Genomic DNA, 16,823 nt, shown 5'->3' on the forward strand with positions numbered 1-16,823 from the left:
CACCAGAGGGCGTTGCTCCTGAGGCTGCCGGCCAGCGGCCGGCACTACCGTGCCCGTTTACCGGAAGGGCTGGCGCTCCTCCAGCAACACAGTTGCTACAAGGACGTACTTGCGGCGTCCCCGCAACCCGACACCGCCCCGACCACCCTCGGATAGACCGCTTTGGACGTTGATGTTGACGTTGACGTTGATGTTGCTCTGGCTTGTAGCGGGTGCAGGGCGCAGCCCTGCCTCCAACCCTCATGCAAACAGCGGTGCCTGTCGCTGCTCCAGCCGCAACAACGCCGCTTTGGTTTCCAGGCCGCCACCGAAACCGGTCAACGTACCGTTGCTGCCGATCACGCGATGGCACGGCAGCACGATCGGCAACGGATTGCGGCCATTGGCCGCGCCGACCGCACGGGTCGCCGTCGGCTGACCCAGCTGCTGCGCCAGCTGCAGGTAGCTCCAGGTCTGGCCGAAGGGAATCAACGCCAGCGCATGCCAGACGCGCAGCTGGAACGGCGTGCCATGCGGTGCCAGCGCCAGGTCGAAACCGCTGCGCTCACCGTGCAGGTACTGCAGCAACTGTTCGCGCGCCTCCGGCAATGCGCCAGGCGCGTAATGCCAGTGCTCGCGGCCGCGCGCAGGATGGCGGTTTTCCGGGAACAGAACGTGGGCCAGGCCATTCTCATCCCCGGCGATGGTCAGTTCACCGATCGGTGTATCGAAGCGATCGAACAAGAGGTTCATGAGGGTTCTCCAACGAAAGTGCCGGACAGGTGCCACAGATGCAGCACGGCATAGGCGCGCCATGGTCGCCATGATTGCGAACGGGCCTCGGTGGCGCGTTCGCTGAGGCGCTGGCCCTGCGCGTGGCCCAGCACCTGCTGCAGCACCAGGTCACCGGCGGGGAAGGCATCAGGCTGGCCGAGCCCGCGCAGGGCAATGTACTGCGCCGTCCACGGGCCGATGCCGGGCAGGGCCACGCAGCGGGCGACGAATTCCTCCAGTGCCTGCCCCGGCCCGAAGTCCAGCTGGCCGCTGGCGCAGGCTGCGGCGAGGGCGCGCACGGTGGCGGCGCGGCTGCGTGGCAGGCCGATCGATTCCAGCGGCGCGTCGGCCAGTACGTCCGGCGCTGGAAACTGACGGTCGAATTCGGACGGCATGCCGGGCAGGTGCGCACCGTAGGCATCGACCAGCCGGCGCGCGAACGTGGTGGCCGCGGCCACGCTGACCTGCTGGCCCAGTACCGCGCGCACGCCCACCTCGAAGCCGTCCCATCCGCCTGGCACGCGCAGGCCGGGGCGCTCGGCGATGCCGCGCGCCAACAGCGGTTCATCGCCCAGCGCTGCGTGCACCTGCTGCAGGTCGGCGTCCAGGTCGAACACACGGCGCACGCGGCGCACGATGTCCGGAATCAGGCGTGGGTCGACCGCGCCCAGTTGCAGGCGCAGCTCGGGCCGCTTCGGGTCGGCGGTGACGCGCAGCGGGGCGGGGCGCTCGGCTGTGCTCAACACGCGCTGGTAACTGTCTTCACCGATCAGTTCGATGCCGGGCAGGCTGCGCTTGCGCAGGAAGGCCAGCATGCGGGGGAAATCCAGCGGCGGTCGATAGCCCAGGCGCAGCACCAGCCCGCCATCGTCGGCGGCCAGGGGATGGTGTTGGCGGCGAAGTACGGTGGGCGCCATGCCGCAGCCCTGCAGGAATGCCGTATTGAAGCGGCGCAGGCTGTTGTAACCAGCGGCCAGTGCCACGTCGGTCACCGGCAGCGTGGTTTCGGTCAGCAGCTGCTTGGCCAGCAGCAGGCGATGGGTTGCGTGGATCTGCCCTGGCGTTGCGCCCAGCCGTTCGACGAACAGGCGTTGCAGCTGGCGTGCGCTGAGGCCGATCTTTCCTGCCAGCTCGGCCACCGGCTGGTCCTGCAGGAAGCCGGCATGGATCAGCGCCAGGGCCCGCTGCACGGCCTGTCCGGCCAGCGCCTGTTGTGCCAGCGGGGCCAGCTCGGGGCGGCAGCGCAGGCAGGGGCGATAGCCGGCGGACGCAGCGGCCGCAGCCGTGGGGAAATAGGTGATGTTGCGCGGCTTCGGTGGTGGCGCCGGGCACACCGGCCGGCAGTAGATGCCGGTGCTGCGCACGGCGGTGAAGAATACGCCGTCGAAGCGTGCATCACGGGCCAGGCGAGCGCGATCGCAGGCGGCAGTGTCGAGGGCGAGTGCGGTATCCATGGCGCCAGTCTAGGCGCCTGCGGGCGGTAGTACTCGCCATATTCGGACATGGATGCTGGAGGGGCCTGGCCGGGCTGCGCCCGGCACCCGCAAAGGCAACGGCAACGGCAACGGCAACAGCGGGCTAGCCGTGGGATGGCGGGGTGGGTCCGGTTGCAGGGGACGCTGCAAGTACGTCCCTGTAAGCTTGGCCGCGGCATCCATGCCGCGGACACCCCTGCAACCGGATCCACCCCGCCTTCGACAGATTTCCGCGAACTGTCGAGATGGCATGGCCTGCTCTTGGTGGGTGTCGACCTTGGTCGACATGTAGATCCACGCCATGCGTGGATGGGAAGGGGGAAGACACTGGAATGGGAAATGACGGTACGTGAGGGTCAGAACAGGTTCAGTGGCGGGCGCTGAATGCGCGCCATGGACGGGTAGACTGTGGTTCTTGCCTGTCTGAATCCGGTTGCCCGATGTCCGCCAAACTCCGCTGGTTGCCCCTGTTATTCCTGGCCCTGGCGGGCTGCAGCCAGTTGGAGAACCCCGGCAACGTCACCGCTGCCGACAAGGCCACGCGGGCCCCGGCCAGCGATGGCGAAAACATGGTGTCGATCAATGCCGCCGATGCGCCGCCCCCGCCGGCACAGGCGCGCAGCCGGGCTGATCGGCCCTGGCCGCAGGCGCAGCTGGAAAACGGCAAGGCCTGGGTCAGCTGCACCACCGATTACGCTGGCGACGGCGGCGATGGCATTGAACTGGAAGGCCTGCAGCGCGAACAGTTGAAGCAGGCGCTGGCGCCGTGCGCCGAGCGTGGCCTGCTGCGCGTGCGCTACAACGGCAAGATCAACCCCGGGTTTGCCGAGATGATGTGGCGGCTGGCCGTGGTCGCCGACGAGCTGCAGATCCACAAGCGCATCCTGGATCTGGATTCCAGCGGTGGCCAGGTGGAATCGGCCATCGTTGCCGGCGACAGCATCGGCGAATCCGGCTGGACCATCTGGGTGCGCGAGGGCTCGATCTGCCACAGCGCCTGCGTGTTCGTGCTGGCTGCCGGCGACAACCGCCTGTTGACCGGCAAGGTCGGCATCCACCGCATGATGCGCATCAGTTCCAAGGCCACTTCGCGCGCAGAGCTCAACCGCGAACTGCACGAGGTCTATGACAACGTGAAGGATTATCTGCAGCGCAATGGTGTGGCGGTGGGTGTGGCCGACCTGATGATGACCGTGCCCAACCGCAGCCTGCGCCTGCTGACTGCCGAAGAGCTTCGCCAGTACGGCCTGGACGGGACCAACGCCGTGCAGGACGACCTGGAGCGGATCAAGCAGATGCGTACCTGCGGCGACGACTTCGTGCAGCGCAAGGATGCGTTCCTGGTGGCGTTCGACCAGCAGTGCAAGCGCGACGGTGCCGACATGGAATCGATCAACAGCTGTGGCCAGTCGCTGAAGCAGCGCTTCGGCTTCCCCGACCCGGTGTGCCCGGAGGAAAGCCCGCTGTCGGAGATCGACGTGGCTACGCTGCCACCGGCACCGCCGGAGCAGCCGCCGGTGGCCGAGCAGCTGCCCGCGGCATCGGCGGCACCGGCGGCGCAGGCCGAGGCGGGCGCGGTGGAAGGCAGCGTCCAGGCGCGCTGACGGTCCACTCACTGCGCTGGCGTAGACTGCGGTTCTTTCCATCGAACCGGCGGTGTCCATGAAGCGCGTGCTCCTGCTGCTGTCCCTGTTGCCCCTGGCTGCACTGGCGCAAACGCCGGCGCCGGCCACGCCCGCACCGGCCCCGGCTCGCCCCGCGCCGAGCGCACCGACGGCCGCGAAGCCGGCCACTGCTGCCGCGCCGGCGTTGAGCCCGGCCCAGCAGGCGCAGGTGCAGAAACAGGACGCGGAAATGGGCAGTGCCGCATTGAAGGCCGCGCAACTGGTCGACGCCAATCGGGCCGGTGAGCTGTGGGACGGCGCCTCGGCGGTTGCCCGCCGCGCAGTGCCCAAGGCGGCCTTCGTCAGCCAGCTTGCCGCAGACCGCACGCGTCTTGGCGCGCTGGCCGGGCGTGGCCAGCCGACCATCACCCGCGTGAAATACGCTGCAGGTGCTGCCGTGCCCGAGGGCCTGTACATCAACGTCAGCTTCCCGACCCGTTTCGCCAACAGCGCGCAGCCGGTACGCGAGCTGGTGTCGTTCCGCTTCGACGAAGACCAGACCTGGCGCTTGGCCGGCTACAGCCTGCGCGCATCCAGCCCCTGACGGAGATCGACGATGGCCACCGAACTGACGATGCTGGCGTGGGCGATGCTGCTGGGTTTCGTCTACATCTTTGCCGCCTCCACCGTGGTCACCCGCGAGCGCGGGATGAAATGGAACGCTTCTGCACGAGACGACTCGTCCAAGCCGCTGAGTCCACTGGCTGGACGACTGCAGCGGGCGCAATCCAACTTCTTCGAGACCTTCCCGTTCTTCGCCGCCGCTGCGATTGCGGTGGTGCTGGCCGGGCGTGGCAGCGACACCACCGCGCTGGCGGCGCAGGTCTACTTCTGGGCACGTGTTGTCTACCTGCCGCTGTACGCAGCCGGCGTGCCCTATGTGCGCAGCCTGGTCTGGCTGGTGTCGATCGTGGCGATCCTGGCGATGGTGTTCGCGCTGCTGTGACGCGCAGCTGATCCAGATCAAGGCCGGTCAGGCACGCAGCGCTATGCTGGCCGCGACTGGATCAACGGCAGGAGGCGCGCATGCGCAGGATGGACGTGGTGGTGGTCGGCGCCGGACCGGCCGGGCTGTGCTTTGCGCGCGCGCTGGCCAGCACTGGCCTGCAGGTGGGGCTGGTCGAGGCACAGCCGCGCCAGGCCCTGGCCGAGGCGGCCTTCGACGGCCGCGAAATCGCCCTGACCCATGCCTCGCGGCAAAGCCTGGAACAGCTTGGCCTGTGGCAGCGCCTGCCCGAAGCCGAGGTTGCCGAACTGCGCGACGCGCGGGTGCTGAACGGAGGTTCGCCCTTCGCGCTGACCTTCGCCAGCAGCCAGGTCGATGGCCAGCCGCTGGGCTGGCTGGTGCCCAACCATCTGATCCGCCGCGCGGCCTGGCAGGCGGTGCAGGGCCAGGACGGGCTGGAATTGTTTGATGGCCGCAAGGTGCAGGCGGTACGCGCCGACAGCCAGGGCCACGTGGTGCGCCTGGACGATGGCAGCGAGCTGCACGCGCGGCTGCTGGTATGTGCCGACAGTCGCTTCTCCGGCACCCGCCGCATGCTCGGCATCGGTGCGCAGATGCGTGACTTCGGCAAATCGATGCTGGTCTGCAGGATGCAGGTCGAGCGCGATCATCACTACACAGCATGGGAATGGTTCGGCTATGGCCGCACGATGGCGTTGCTGCCGCTCAACGAAGGCCAGGCATCGGCGGTGATCACCCTGCCGCCGCGGCAGATCGAAGCGCTGCTGGCGATGGATGAGATCGCGTTCGGGGAGGCCATCAGCGGGTTCTTCGAACACCGCCTGGGACGCATGCAGCCGGTGGCCACGCCAAAGGCCTATCCCCTGGTCGGGGTATATGCGCACCGCTTTGTCGGCGAACGTTCGGCACTGATCGGTGATGCCGCAGTGGGCATGCACCCGGTCACCGCACATGGTTTCAACCTGGGCCTGGCCAGCGCGCAGCGGCTGGCGCAGGGCATCGCCGAGCAGCAGCGACGTGGAGCGGACATCGCCGCGGCCGGCATGCTGGGCCGCTACCAGCGCGGGCATCGGCTGGCGGCGCGGCCGCTGTATGAAGCGACCAATGCGATTGCCAGCCTGTATACCGACGACCGTCGTCCGGCGCGCCTGTTGCGGGCGGCCGGGTTGCGGGTGGCGCAGGGGGTGGCACCGTTCCGGCAGTTGATTGCCGCCCACCTGACCCAGCGCGTGGCCTGACGGCCACGCGGTGACTTACGCGGCGGCCAGGACGCGGATCTGGCTGTCGTTGAACTCGACCACCTGGCCTGCGCGGATCTTGCAGGCCTTGCGCAGCTCGACCTCGCCATCGACCAGCACCAGGCCTTCGCTGATGACCATCTTGGCTTCGCCGCCGCTGGTGACCAGGTCGGCAAGCTTCAGCAACTGCTTGAGTTCGACGTAATCGCCGTCGAGGTCGAATTCGAGGATCTGCATGGAACGGGTTTCCTGGGGCAGGCGCTGCAGGACAGGGCCCGCGGCGGTAAAATGGGCGCCTATTGTGCGCCACGGCGGGCCGTAACGGCATGCCGTTGGCTTCCTGTACACCTTGTTCAGGCACAGTGCGGTATCATTCCGCTCTGAGCGAGTAAAACCTCAGCTCCAACCGAGCAGCGCCAGGGCACGCGATAAGAAGGGCGCCCAAAGCGCGGAATCCCCCTTTTTTTTCGCCTGCCATGCTCGTGGCAGTGCCTTCGGAGTTCCCCATGTCCCAAGAAACCCAAGCGCAGCTGCAGTTCGCGCAGCTCGGCCTGTCCGATTCTGTCATGCAGGCTGTCACTGCCATCGGCTACGAAACGCCGTCGCCGATCCAGGCTGCCACCATCCCGGCGATGCTGGAAGGCCGCGACGTGCTGGGCCAGGCCCAGACCGGTACCGGCAAGACCGCGGCCTTCGCGCTGCCGGTGCTGTCCAACATCGACCTGCAGCAGATCAAGCCGCAGGCCCTGGTGCTGGCCCCGACCCGCGAGCTGGCCATCCAGGTTGCCGAGGCGTTCCAGTCCTATTCCTCCAAGATCCCCGGTTTCCGCGTGCTGCCGGTGTACGGCGGCCAGCCGTACGGCCAGCAGCTGACGGCCCTGCGCCGCGGCGTGCACATCGTGGTCGGTACCCCCGGCCGCGTCATCGACCATCTGAACCGCAGCACGCTGGACCTGTCCGAGCTGAAGACGCTGGTGCTGGACGAAGCCGATGAAATGCTGCGCATGGGTTTCATCGACGACGTCGAAGCGGTGCTGAAGAAGCTGCCGGAGAAGCGCCAGGTGGCGCTGTTCTCGGCCACCATGCCGCCGGCCATCCGTCGTATCGCGCAGACCTACCTGAAGGACCCGGTCGAAGTCACCATCGCGACCAAGACCACCACCTCGGCCAACATCCGCCAGCGCTACTGGTGGGTGAGCGGCATGCACAAGCTGGACGCGCTGACCCGCATCCTCGAAGTCGAGCCGTTCGACGCGATGATCGTCTTCGCGCGCACCAAGGCCGGCACCGAAGAGCTGGCCAGCAAGCTGCAGGCCCGTGGCCTGGCCGCTGCCGCCATCAACGGTGACATGCAGCAGGCCCAGCGTGAGCGCACCATCGCCATGCTGAAGGAAGGCAAGCTGGACATCCTGGTCGCCACCGACGTGGCTGCTCGTGGCCTGGACGTGGAACGCATCAGCCACGTGCTGAACTACGACATCCCGTACGACACCGAAAGCTACGTGCACCGCATCGGCCGTACCGGCCGTGCCGGCCGCAGCGGTGAAGCAATCCTGTTCGCCACCCCGCGCGAAAAGGGCATGCTGCGCCAGATCGAGCGTGCGACCCGCCAGCCGATCGAAGAAATGCAGCTGCCGAGCGTGGAAGCGGTCAACGACAACCGCATCAACAAGTTCACCTCGCGCATCACCGAGACGCTGGGCCAGGGCGGCCTGGACTTCTACCGCCAGCTGCTGGAGCGTTTCGAGTCCGAACAGAACGTGCCGGCCATCGAAGTGGCCGCCGCACTGGCGAAGATGATGCAGGGCGATACCCCGTTCCTGCTGCAGCCGCCGGTGCGTGCACCGCGCGAAGAGCGTGCGCCGCGCGAGCGTTTCGAGCGCACTGAGCGCCCGGAACGTGGCGACCGCAACGAGCGCGGCCCGCGCTTCGAGCGTGGCCCGCGTCGTGACGATGCCGAGGGTGGCTTCGAGCAGCGCCCGCGCCGTGACGTGCCGCCGCGCGGTGCACCGGAGCAGGGCATGGAGACCTACCGCATTTCGGTCGGCCACCAGCATGGCGTGAAGCCGGCCAACATCGTCGGCGCCATCGCCAATGAAGCCGGCCTGGAAAGCCGCTTCATCGGTCGTATCGACATCCACGACGACTTCTCGCTGCTGGATCTGCCGGCACAGATGCCGTCGGACGTGCTGACCCACCTGCAGAAGGTCTGGGTGTCCGGCCAGCAGCTGCAGATGCGCCCGTTGGCCGCCGGTGAAGAGGTCAATCCGGCGCCGCGTCCGTTCAAGCCGCGCTTCGACAAGCGTGGTCCGGGCGGTCCGGGTGGCCCGGGAGCTCCGCGTCGCAGCGGTCCGGGTGGCCCCGGCGGCGACCGCGACAGCCGTCCGCCGCGTCGTGATGGCTTCAACAAGCCACGTGGCCCGCGCAGCTTCTAAGCCGCGCTGAAGTAGACGAACAACGCCAGCCTCCGGGCTGGCGTTGTTGTTTGCATGGCGCCAGGGCGGCCCGGCCTCCGCTGCCGATCACCGGCCGGGTCCGGTTTCGCATGGCCCACACATCACCGGTTCTAGGCTGGCGCGGTTCCGTAGGAGATTGTCACCGCAGCACATTCGGGGGATCCAGGATGGGTAGAAGTGGCATGGACCAGCAGCGCCGACGGGTACCGATGACCCGCGGGCTGGGACTGCGATTTGCGCTGTTGACGGGCATGGCGATCGGACTGGTCGCGCTGTCGGCTGTGATCCAGGAGCTGCAGGCGGCATCGACCGCATGGATCGCAGGGCAGGGCTACTGGTCGCGGGGGCAGCAGGACGCCACCGCAGCGCTCAGCCGTTACCTGGCGCGTGGCCATCTGCAGGATCTGCAGGATGCCCAGACGGCACTGCAGGTTCCGTTGGGTGACCTGCAGGCCCGCAAGGCGCTGGAGCAACCCGAACCGGACGAGGCGACAGCCCGCGCCGGTTTTCTGCGTGGGGGCAATGCCCGCGCCGACATTCCGCGGCTGATCTTCTCGTTCCGCCATGCGCGCAACGTCGGAGCCTTCCGCGAAGCCACCTGGTTGTGGCGGCAGACCGACGCAAACCTGCTGGCCATGCAGTCGCTGGCGGAGGAACTGCAACGGCGCCATGGCTCGGGGCCGCTGGACGAGGCGACCGTGGATGACTACCTGCATCGGCTGCGTGGCATCGACCACCAGCTGCGCGGGCAGGCGCAGGCGTTCTCGCAGGCACTGCTGCGCATGGCCCGCGCGGTGCGCATCGCGACCCTGGCCGTGGGCGGCCTGTCGGTCCTGCTGATCAGCCTGATGGCGGTGGCCCTGGCGCGCCGGGTCGGCAAGGACCTGACCGAGCATGAGAGCCGCTTCCGGGCCGCCTTCTACCAAGCCAACGTCGGCATGCTCAAGCTGGATGCCGGCGGCCGGGTGTTGGAGGCCAACCAGGCGATGGCCGACATTCTCGACCATCGTCGGGACGTGCTGCTGCAGATGTCGCTGGCCGAGCTGCTGATGGAGGGCGAGGTGGTGATCGATGAAAGTGGCCGCATCGACTGGGAACGTCAGCTGCGACCGGGCGAGTTGCGCTTCCGGCGCCGCGATGGCAGCCTGGTGTGGGGGCGCTGGAGTGGTACCGGCGTGCGCACTGCCAGCGGCCGCCTGTCGGTGTTCGCCATCGTCGAGGATGTCAGCCAGAACCATGCCCTGGCACGTGAGATAGAGCACCACGCCAGCCATGACCCCCTGACCGGCCTGATCAATCGTCGCGAGATCGAGCGCCTGCTGGAAAAATCGCTGCTGCAGGTCCGCTCCGACGGTGGAACCCATGCCCTGGGCTACATCAACCTGGACCACTTCAAGCTGGTCAACGACAGCTTCGGCCACGCGGCCGGCGACCAGATGCTGCGCAGTTTCGCCGAGTACCTGGTCGGCGCGGTGCGCGATGGCGACTGGGTCGGCCGCCTGGGGGCGGACGAGTTCGCGGTGTTCCTTGCCCGCGCCAACCAGGATGAAGCCAAGCGTGTGCTGCAGCGGTTGATCCGCAACCTGGGCCAGGCCACGTTCCCGGTCAGCGAGGGCAGTCCCCAGTTGAGCTGCAGTGTCGGCGTGGTCGAAGTGACAGCCGAGGCGCCGGACGTGAACTGGTTGATGAGCGCGGCCGACAGCGCGTGCTATGCGGCCAAGCAGGCCGGTCGCAACCGCGTGCATTGCTTCAACGAAAACCGGCTGGCGCTGGAGGAGCGACGGCTGGAGGCCGAACGCCTGCAGGGCGTCAGTCGCGCCATGGCCGAGAACCGGATGCTGTTGTATGCGCAGCGCATCGCCAAGGTCGGCGATCCGTCCTACCTGCACTACGAGGTGCTGGTGCGCATGCGTGACAGTGAAGGCGTACTGCACCTGCCGGGCCAGTTCATGCCTGCTGTGGAGCGCTACGGCATGGCGGTGGTGCTGGACCGGCACGTGCTCGGCCTGCTGTTCCGCCACCTGCAGGTGTGCCCGGCGCACGTACGGCAGCTGGGCCTGTGCAACGTCAATGTATCGGCCCAGTCGATCGCCGAACCGGGATTCCTTGCCTTCGTCTGTGACCTGCTGGAGCGCAACCGCGCGCTGGCGTCCAAGCTCTGTTTCGAGATCACCGAAACCGCGGCCATCGGTAACCTGAGCCAGGCGCGTGCCTTCATCGACGCGGTCAAGGCGCGCGGCTGCCGGGTGGCGCTGGACGATTTCGGCTCGGGCCTGTCCTCGTTCGGTTATCTGCGGCAGCTGTCAGCGGACATGCTGAAGATCGATGGGGCGTTCGTGCGCGACATGGACACCGATCCGGTCAGCCGTGCCAGCGTGCGCGCGATCAGCGAGCTGGGCCGCGAACTGCAGATGGAGGTGGTGGCCGAGTGGGTGGAGACCACCGAAATTGCCGAGGCGCTGGCCGGGATGGGCGTGCAGGGGCTGCAGGGTTATGCCATCGAACGGCCGCAGCCGCTGGAACGGCTGACCCTGGCTGACCTGCGACCGATGCGGTTGGCCGGTACGCAGGGGCCATCGGCTGTCGGCTGAAGGTGCTGCGGCCGGGCGGCGCCCGGCACCCTCAACCTCAACAGCAACAGCAACAGCAACAGCTGCATTCCGTGGGATGGCGGGGTGGGTCCGGTTGCGGGGGACGCCGCAAGTACGTCCCTGTAGGCTCGGTCGCGCCATCCATGGCGCTCACGCCCCCGCAACCGGACCCACCCCGCCTTCGACAGATTCCGGCTGCTGTTGGTGGGTGTCGACCTTGGTCGACACGTAGATCCACGCCATGCGTGGATGACATCCAATCCATTCATTGATTTCGAAACGGTATGAACATCCATCCACGCACGGCGTGGATCTACCAGATGGCGGGACACTGTCAGGGGTGGGGCGGTATGGGCAGGCAGGACCGTTGGCGCCATGGGCCCGAGGCATGCCCTCGGGCGGGTTGGGCAGGACGCCCAACCCCGGTCTTGCCGTGTGCGCAGGACGGCGCACACGAGCAAGGCGCCATCGAGCCCCCATGGATGGGTTTACGGCGTGTCCTGCCTGCCCATACCGCCCCGCCCAGCTCGGTAGCCCGCAGTTGCTGTTGCTGTTGAGGTTGCCGGCCAGCGGCCGGCACTACAGCGGGTGCCGGGCGGCAGCCCGGCCAATACCTCCGCCACTTTGGTCTACACATCGGTGGTGCATTCCGCTGCGATAATGCCGCCAGGGGCGACGCGCAGTGGGCGCGGACGTAAGCAGGAACAGGACGTGGCGTGGGCGGCAGGCAGGTGCGTTTGGAAACAGGGGCGGTGCTTGTCCTGCTGCTGGTGTGGTTGGCGTTGCCGTGGCTGGGCCATGCGCGCAGCGTCGACGCTGGCCGCGATTACCTTCTGGTCGGCACCGCGACAGCCGAACCTACGCCCCATCGCGCGTGCACGCCGGAGATGCTGGCCGGGCCGCGCCAGCAGACACGGGTGAATGCACCGCCAGAAGGCTGGTCCGGGCAGCCGCAGGCGCTGGATGTCTTCAACATCTTTGCCGGCGAAGTGCGGCTGCAACACGGTGATCGCGAGATCTGCGGCAACATGCAGGATGCCCGCACCCGCGATTCGCGCTTTCGTGCGGGCATCGGCATGGTGGCGGTACCCGCTGCCGGCAGCCACGAACCCTTCCTGGTCTCCTGGCAGACGCCGCTGAAGGCGCGCTGGGTTCCCACATTGCAGCTGGGTGCGCCCAGCCCGGTGCAGCAGAACGACACTGCCCGGCTGCTGGTGCGCGCCGCATGCATCGCCGTGGCAATCGCGCTGGCGCTGTCGGCGCTGATGGCCTACCTGACCACCCGCGACCGCAGCTTCCTGATGTATATCGGTGCCACCCTGGTGCTGGTGCTGTGGCAGTCGATCCTGGGCGGCCTCAGCGGCTATCCCGAGCCCTGGCTGCGCGTCGGCGGGCGCGGTGACTGGTGGCTGCTGGCGCTGACTGCAGCGACCCAGGCACTGGTGTTGCCGGCGCTGTGGCGCCTGAACGGCGGTGACCGCGTGCTGCCACGTTCGCGCGCGGGCCAGCAGCTGGTGTTGTGGTCCCTGCTCACGCTGGCGGCACTGGTGCCGTGGTTGCAGCGCGATGGACTGGTCGTGGTCGCACAGGTCCTGCAGTGGAGCTTCATTGCCGGCTGCGCGCTGTCGTTGGCGATGGGCATCTGGGCCCGGTTGCGCGGCGATGTCTGGTCGCTGGCCGGACTGGCCGCACTGGCGCCGATGCTGGTGCTGATCGTGGCCGACGCCGCCAGCGCGCACTGGTTGATGGAATACCGGGTGGAGGCCCTGCAGCTGGCGGTCACCTGGCTGCTGATGATGGCGGCCTATGCGCTCAACCTGCGCCTGGGCCGGCTGCGCCAGCAGCGCGATGAAATGCGCCAGCTCGCCGAGACCGACATGCTGACCGGCCTGCCCAACCGCCGTGCCGGCCTGCAGCAGCTGGCCCAGCATCTGCAGGGCGGCGAGCGTGAGAGGGGGCCGCTGGTGATCGGCTTCCTCGATATCGATCTGTTCAAGGACATCAATGATCGCCATGGCCACGAGATCGGCGACCAGGTGCTGGTGGCCGTGGCCCGCGCGCTTCGCGCCGCTGTCCGCAGCGAGGACCAGGTGGTGCGGATGGGGGGCGAGGAGTTCCTGCTGCTGTTGCCGGGCATGCCGCGTGAGGTTGCGGCCACCCGCCTGGAACGCCTGCGCCAGCGCATCACCGAGACCTGCCGGGACCTGCAGGTGCCCGCTCTGGAGGTGACCGCGAGCATCGGCATGGCACAGTGGCGACCGGCCGAAGATGACCTGGCCGCGCTGCTGCGGCGCGCCGACCACGCCATGTACGTAGCCAAGCGCAGTGGCCGCAACCGGGTGTTCGATGGCGAAACCGAAGATCCGTTGACCACGGCATGAGGCGGGAAGGGCGGTGATGCCGGATAATGGGGCGATGACCAGCCGACTCAACAAATACATCGCCGACACCGGCTTCTGCTCCCGACGCGAGGCCGATCGCCTGATCGCCGCCCGCCGGGTCACCGTCAATGGCCATGCCGCCGGCACCGGCGCGGTGGTCGGCGAGGATGACAAGGTGCTGGTCGACGGCCAGCCCCTGCGCATGCGCACTGCCCGCAAGCCCGGCGCCCGCCGCCACGTGTACATCGTGCTGAACAAGCCGGTGGGCGTGACCTGCACCACCGAAAGCACGGTGAAGGGCAACATCGTCGACTTCGTCGGCCATGAACAGCGCATCTTCCCGATCGGCCGCCTGGACAAGGAGTCCGAAGGCCTGATCCTGATGACCAGCAACGGCGACATCGTCAACCAGATCCTGCGCGCCGAGAACGGCCACCAGAAGGAATACCTGGTGGCAGTGAACAAGCCGGTCACCGACGAGTTCCTGCGCGCGATGGCCCGTGGCGTGCGCATCCATGACCAGATGACGCTGCCGTGCAAGACCTCGCGGATCGCCAAGTTCGGTTTCCGCATCATCCTGCAGCAGGGCCTGAACCGGCAGATCCGGCTGATGGCGGCCGAGTTCGGCTACCGCGTGACCCAGCTGCGCCGCGTACGTATCGACAACATCAAGATCGGTGCACTGAAGCCGGGCCAGTGGCGCAACCTGACCGAGCAGGAGCTTCACGGCCTGTTGCCGCAGCAGCAGGACTGGTAAGCAACGACCGGTAGTGCCGGCCGCTGGCCGGCAACTGCACGGTGCTGGCAATGAACATCAGGGAGCCGACCAACGGCCGGCACTACCGGAATGCAGATTGGCCGCCCGCATCCGCTAGACTTTGCGGCGCCCTGCCGGAACGTGACGCTGCATGATCAAGCCCGACAAGCCCGCCAACGAAGCGCTGCGCCTGGAGGCGCTGTACCGCTACCGGATCCTCGATTCCGAGCGCGAACGCTCGTTCGATGACCTGGTGGCCATCGCCAAGGCGGTGTGTGGCACGACCATGGCGGCCGTGACCCTGATCGACGTCGAGCGCCAGTGGTTCAAGTCGATGCAGGGCATCGACGCGACCGAGAACCTGCGCAGCGAGTCGATGTGCGGCCACGCGATCCTGCAACCGCAGGAAATCATGGTGGTTGAGGATGCATTGCAGGACGTCCGCTTCCACGACAATCCGGTGGTGACCGGCGACCCGCATGTGCGCTTCTATGCCGGTGCGCCGTTGATCAGCAGCGACGGCCTGCCGCTGGGAACCCTGTGCGTGTTCGACGCGCGGCCGCAGCAGCTGGCGACCGACAAGGCCGAAGCGCTGGCCGCGCTGTCGCGGCAGGTGATGGTGGTGATGGAGCTGCGCCGTTTCGCCCTGGATATCCAGCGGCACATGCTTGAGCGCAACGATTACGAACGCCTGCTGTCGGAGTATCACGATGTGCTGCTGGCCCAGAATGCCGACCTGGCCGAACAGAGCCGTACCGACGCCCTGACCGGCCTGCCCAACCGGCGGGCACTGGCAGCGGCGCTGGACGAGGCGGTGATTGCCGTCGATGGCCGCGACCGGCAGGCCTGCGTGGCCCTGCTGGACATCGATCATTTCAAGCACATCAATGATTTCCAGGGCCACGCGACCGGCGACCGGGTGCTGGCCGAACTGGGGGCGCTGCTGCGCTCGCACTTCGCCGGTGGGGGTCTGGCCGCGCGCTATGGCGGCGAGGAATTCGTGGCACTGATGCCGGACGCGGACCTGCGTACCGCCGAACTGCAATGCGAGTTCCTGCGGGTAGCCGTGTCCAACCTGCCGCTGGGCTTCCCGGTGACCATCAGCATCGGTGTGGCACAGCACCAGCCCGGTGAAACGTCTGACCAGACCCTGGCCCGTGCCGATGCCGCGCTGTACCGGGCTAAGGGCGCCGGCCGCAACCGGGTGGAAGTGGCGCCCTGACCGCCCGCGCGGTTGCGGTGGATCCACGCCATGCGTGGATGGCCCGGGCCTTTGCGTGCAGTCGCAGCCATTGCGATACCCATACGGCACCCTCAACGTCTCACCGCAAGGACGTCGACCATGCTGCAGACCCTGGCCATCGCCAATTACCGATCGCTGCATGCGCTGGTGCTGCCGATGCAGCGGCTCAACGTGGTCACCGGCGACAACGGCAGTGGCAAATCCAGCCTGTACCGCGCGCTGCGCCTGCTGGCGGAAACCGCGCAGGGCGGTGTTGCAGCGGTACTGGCGCGGGAGGGTGGATTGGGCTCGGCGCTGTGGGCAGGTCCGGAAAAGATCGACCGCCGCGTGCTGGCCGGTGAGATCCCGCTGCAGGGCGGGCCGCGCCAGGAATCGGTGGGGCTCAAGCTGGGCTTCGCCACCGATGAATTCGGCTACGCCATCGACCTCGGATATCCGCCACCGAGCCGATCAGCTTTCGCGCTGGACCCGCAGATCAAGGCTGAAGCGATCTGGGCAGGGCCGTTTCTGCGCAGCGCCAATCTGCTGGTCGACCGCCGCGGTGCGCTGGTGCGGCAGCGGCACGCACGCGGCTGGGACCTGGTGGACGACCGTCTTTCGCTGTTCGACAGCCTGTTCACCCAGGTGGGCGATCCACAGCGCATGCCGGAAGCCATCACCTTGCGCGAGTACATCCGCCGTTGGCGCTTCTACGACCACTTCCGCAGCGATGCCGATGCACCGGCGCGACAACCGGCGATGGCGACCCGTACCCCGGTGCTGCACCACGACGGCCGCGACCTCGCCGCCGCCTGGGTGACGATCCTCGAAATCGGCGATCCGCAGGCGCTGGCTCGGACGATCGAGGATGCATTTCCGGGAGCGACGGTCAGCTTCGAGGAACTGGATGGCCGACTCGCGCTGCGCTTCCACCAGCCCGGTCTGCTGCGGCCATTGTCGATGGCCGAATTGTCCGACGGCACGCTGCGGTTCCTGTTGCTGGCCGCGGCCCTGCACACGCCACGGCCGCCGCCGCTGCTGGTGCTCAACGAGCCGGAGACCAGCCTGCATCCGGACCTGCTGCCGGCGCTGGCACGGTTGATCATCGCCGCCAGTGCACGCAGCCAGGTCTGGGTGGTATCTCACGCCACGCGCTTGATTGCCTCGCTGGAACAGGCACCGCAGTGCCATTCAATGCACCTGCACAAGGAACACGGGCGTACGCTGCTGAGCGGGCAGGGCCTGCTGGATGCACCGGCCTGGCATTGGCCGCAGCGCTGAGACGGGTGCCGGGAAGATCCACGCAATGCGCGGACGCG

General features: G+C 67.7%; 13 protein-coding genes. 10 read left to right on the forward strand and 3 right to left on the reverse strand.

The window, feature by feature from the left end:
- Positions 1 to 240: 240 nt before the first annotated feature.
- Positions 241 to 732, reverse strand: coding sequence for a methylated-DNA--[protein]-cysteine S-methyltransferase (locus BW38_RS13530; RefSeq protein WP_025877732.1), 492 nt, complete (start codon positions 730 to 732; stop codon positions 241 to 243).
- Positions 729 to 2,207: a DNA-3-methyladenine glycosylase 2 gene (locus BW38_RS13525; RefSeq protein ID WP_032975751.1), complete on the reverse strand. Its 1,479-nt coding sequence runs from the start codon at positions 2,205 to 2,207 to the stop codon at positions 729 to 731. Before BW38_RS13525 ends, BW38_RS13530 begins: the two co-directional genes overlap by 4 nt.
- 461 nt (positions 2,208 to 2,668) lie before the next feature.
- On the opposite strand from BW38_RS13525, the gene BW38_RS13520 reads away from it, so the two are divergent.
- From BW38_RS13520 to ubiM, 4 genes are all read left to right on the forward strand, one after another.
- Positions 2,669 to 3,832: a hypothetical protein gene (locus tag BW38_RS13520; protein ID WP_032975753.1), complete on the forward strand. Its 1,164-nt coding sequence runs from the start codon at positions 2,669 to 2,671 to the stop codon at positions 3,830 to 3,832.
- 58 nt (positions 3,833 to 3,890) lie between these two features.
- Entirely contained in the window at positions 3,891 to 4,436 is a 546-nt protein-coding gene (locus BW38_RS13515; RefSeq protein ID WP_032975755.1) for a DUF4019 domain-containing protein, read from the forward strand.
- Positions 4,437 to 4,448: 12 nt separating this feature from the next.
- Positions 4,449 to 4,838 carry an MAPEG family protein gene (locus BW38_RS13510; protein WP_025877726.1) on the forward strand — a complete coding sequence of 130 codons (390 nt, stop codon included), beginning with the start codon at positions 4,449 to 4,451 and terminating at the stop codon, positions 4,836 to 4,838.
- A gap of 80 nt (positions 4,839 to 4,918) precedes the next feature.
- Complete coding sequence (gene ubiM, locus BW38_RS13505; RefSeq protein WP_032975756.1) at positions 4,919 to 6,097, forward strand: 5-demethoxyubiquinol-8 5-hydroxylase UbiM; 1,179 nt, start codon at positions 4,919 to 4,921, stop codon at positions 6,095 to 6,097.
- 15 nt (positions 6,098 to 6,112) lie between these two features.
- Here ubiM and BW38_RS13500 read toward each other — a convergent pair whose 3' ends face one another.
- Entirely contained in the window at positions 6,113 to 6,334 is a 222-nt protein-coding gene (locus BW38_RS13500; protein ID WP_025877723.1) for an RNA-binding S4 domain-containing protein, read from the reverse strand.
- 269 nt (positions 6,335 to 6,603) lie between these two features.
- On the opposite strand from BW38_RS13500, the gene BW38_RS13495 reads away from it, so the two are divergent.
- The 6 genes from BW38_RS13495 (at position 6,604) to BW38_RS13470 (ending at position 16,785) form a co-directional block, all read left to right on the forward strand.
- The gene (locus BW38_RS13495; protein ID WP_025877722.1) at positions 6,604 to 8,532 is read left to right on the forward strand and encodes a DEAD/DEAH box helicase; all 1,929 of its coding nucleotides are present in this window, start codon (positions 6,604 to 6,606) and stop codon (positions 8,530 to 8,532) included.
- Positions 8,533 to 8,720: 188 nt separating this feature from the next.
- Positions 8,721 to 11,144, forward strand: a complete 2,424-nt coding sequence (locus BW38_RS13490) for an EAL domain-containing protein (RefSeq protein WP_032975757.1) — start codon at positions 8,721 to 8,723, stop codon at positions 11,142 to 11,144.
- 716 nt (positions 11,145 to 11,860) lie between these two features.
- Positions 11,861 to 13,525 carry a diguanylate cyclase gene (locus BW38_RS13485; RefSeq protein ID WP_032975758.1) on the forward strand — a complete coding sequence of 555 codons (1,665 nt, stop codon included), beginning with the start codon at positions 11,861 to 11,863 and terminating at the stop codon, positions 13,523 to 13,525.
- 34 nt (positions 13,526 to 13,559) lie between these two features.
- On the forward strand, positions 13,560 to 14,282 hold the full coding sequence (locus BW38_RS13480) for a pseudouridine synthase (RefSeq protein ID WP_032975759.1): 723 nt from the start codon (positions 13,560 to 13,562) through the stop codon (positions 14,280 to 14,282).
- Between the two features lie 151 nt (positions 14,283 to 14,433).
- Positions 14,434 to 15,504 carry a sensor domain-containing diguanylate cyclase gene (locus tag BW38_RS13475; RefSeq protein WP_032975760.1) on the forward strand — a complete coding sequence of 357 codons (1,071 nt, stop codon included), beginning with the start codon at positions 14,434 to 14,436 and terminating at the stop codon, positions 15,502 to 15,504.
- A gap of 120 nt (positions 15,505 to 15,624) precedes the next feature.
- Positions 15,625 to 16,785 carry an AAA family ATPase gene (locus tag BW38_RS13470; RefSeq protein WP_032975761.1) on the forward strand — a complete coding sequence of 387 codons (1,161 nt, stop codon included), beginning with the start codon at positions 15,625 to 15,627 and terminating at the stop codon, positions 16,783 to 16,785.
- The last annotated feature ends 38 nt before the right edge of the window (positions 16,786 to 16,823 follow it).

The organism is Stenotrophomonas sp. RIT309 (assembly GCF_000632045.1).
In the GTDB taxonomy this organism is placed as follows: Bacteria; Pseudomonadota; Gammaproteobacteria; order Xanthomonadales; family Xanthomonadaceae; genus Stenotrophomonas; species Stenotrophomonas indicatrix.

Coding starts and splice junctions, on each gene's coding strand:
- BW38_RS13515 (WP_032975755.1), top strand. CDS start 3,891: ATGAAGCGCGTGCTCCTGCTGCTGTCCCTGTTGCCCCTGGCTGCACTG.
- BW38_RS13490 (WP_032975757.1), top strand. CDS start 8,721: ATGGGTAGAAGTGGCATGGACCAGCAGCGCCGACGGGTACCGATGACC.
- BW38_RS13530 (WP_025877732.1), bottom strand. CDS start 732: ATGAACCTCTTGTTCGATCGCTTCGATACACCGATCGGTGAACTGACC.
- BW38_RS13480 (WP_032975759.1), top strand. CDS start 13,560: ATGACCAGCCGACTCAACAAATACATCGCCGACACCGGCTTCTGCTCC.
- ubiM (WP_032975756.1), top strand. CDS start 4,919: ATGCGCAGGATGGACGTGGTGGTGGTCGGCGCCGGACCGGCCGGGCTG.
- BW38_RS13510 (WP_025877726.1), top strand. CDS start 4,449: ATGGCCACCGAACTGACGATGCTGGCGTGGGCGATGCTGCTGGGTTTC.
- BW38_RS13525 (WP_032975751.1), bottom strand. CDS start 2,207: ATGGATACCGCACTCGCCCTCGACACTGCCGCCTGCGATCGCGCTCGC.
- BW38_RS13520 (WP_032975753.1), top strand. CDS start 2,669: ATGTCCGCCAAACTCCGCTGGTTGCCCCTGTTATTCCTGGCCCTGGCG.
- BW38_RS13470 (WP_032975761.1), top strand. CDS start 15,625: ATGCTGCAGACCCTGGCCATCGCCAATTACCGATCGCTGCATGCGCTG.
- BW38_RS13495 (WP_025877722.1), top strand. CDS start 6,604: ATGTCCCAAGAAACCCAAGCGCAGCTGCAGTTCGCGCAGCTCGGCCTG.
- BW38_RS13475 (WP_032975760.1), top strand. CDS start 14,434: ATGATCAAGCCCGACAAGCCCGCCAACGAAGCGCTGCGCCTGGAGGCG.
- BW38_RS13500 (WP_025877723.1), bottom strand. CDS start 6,334: ATGCAGATCCTCGAATTCGACCTCGACGGCGATTACGTCGAACTCAAG.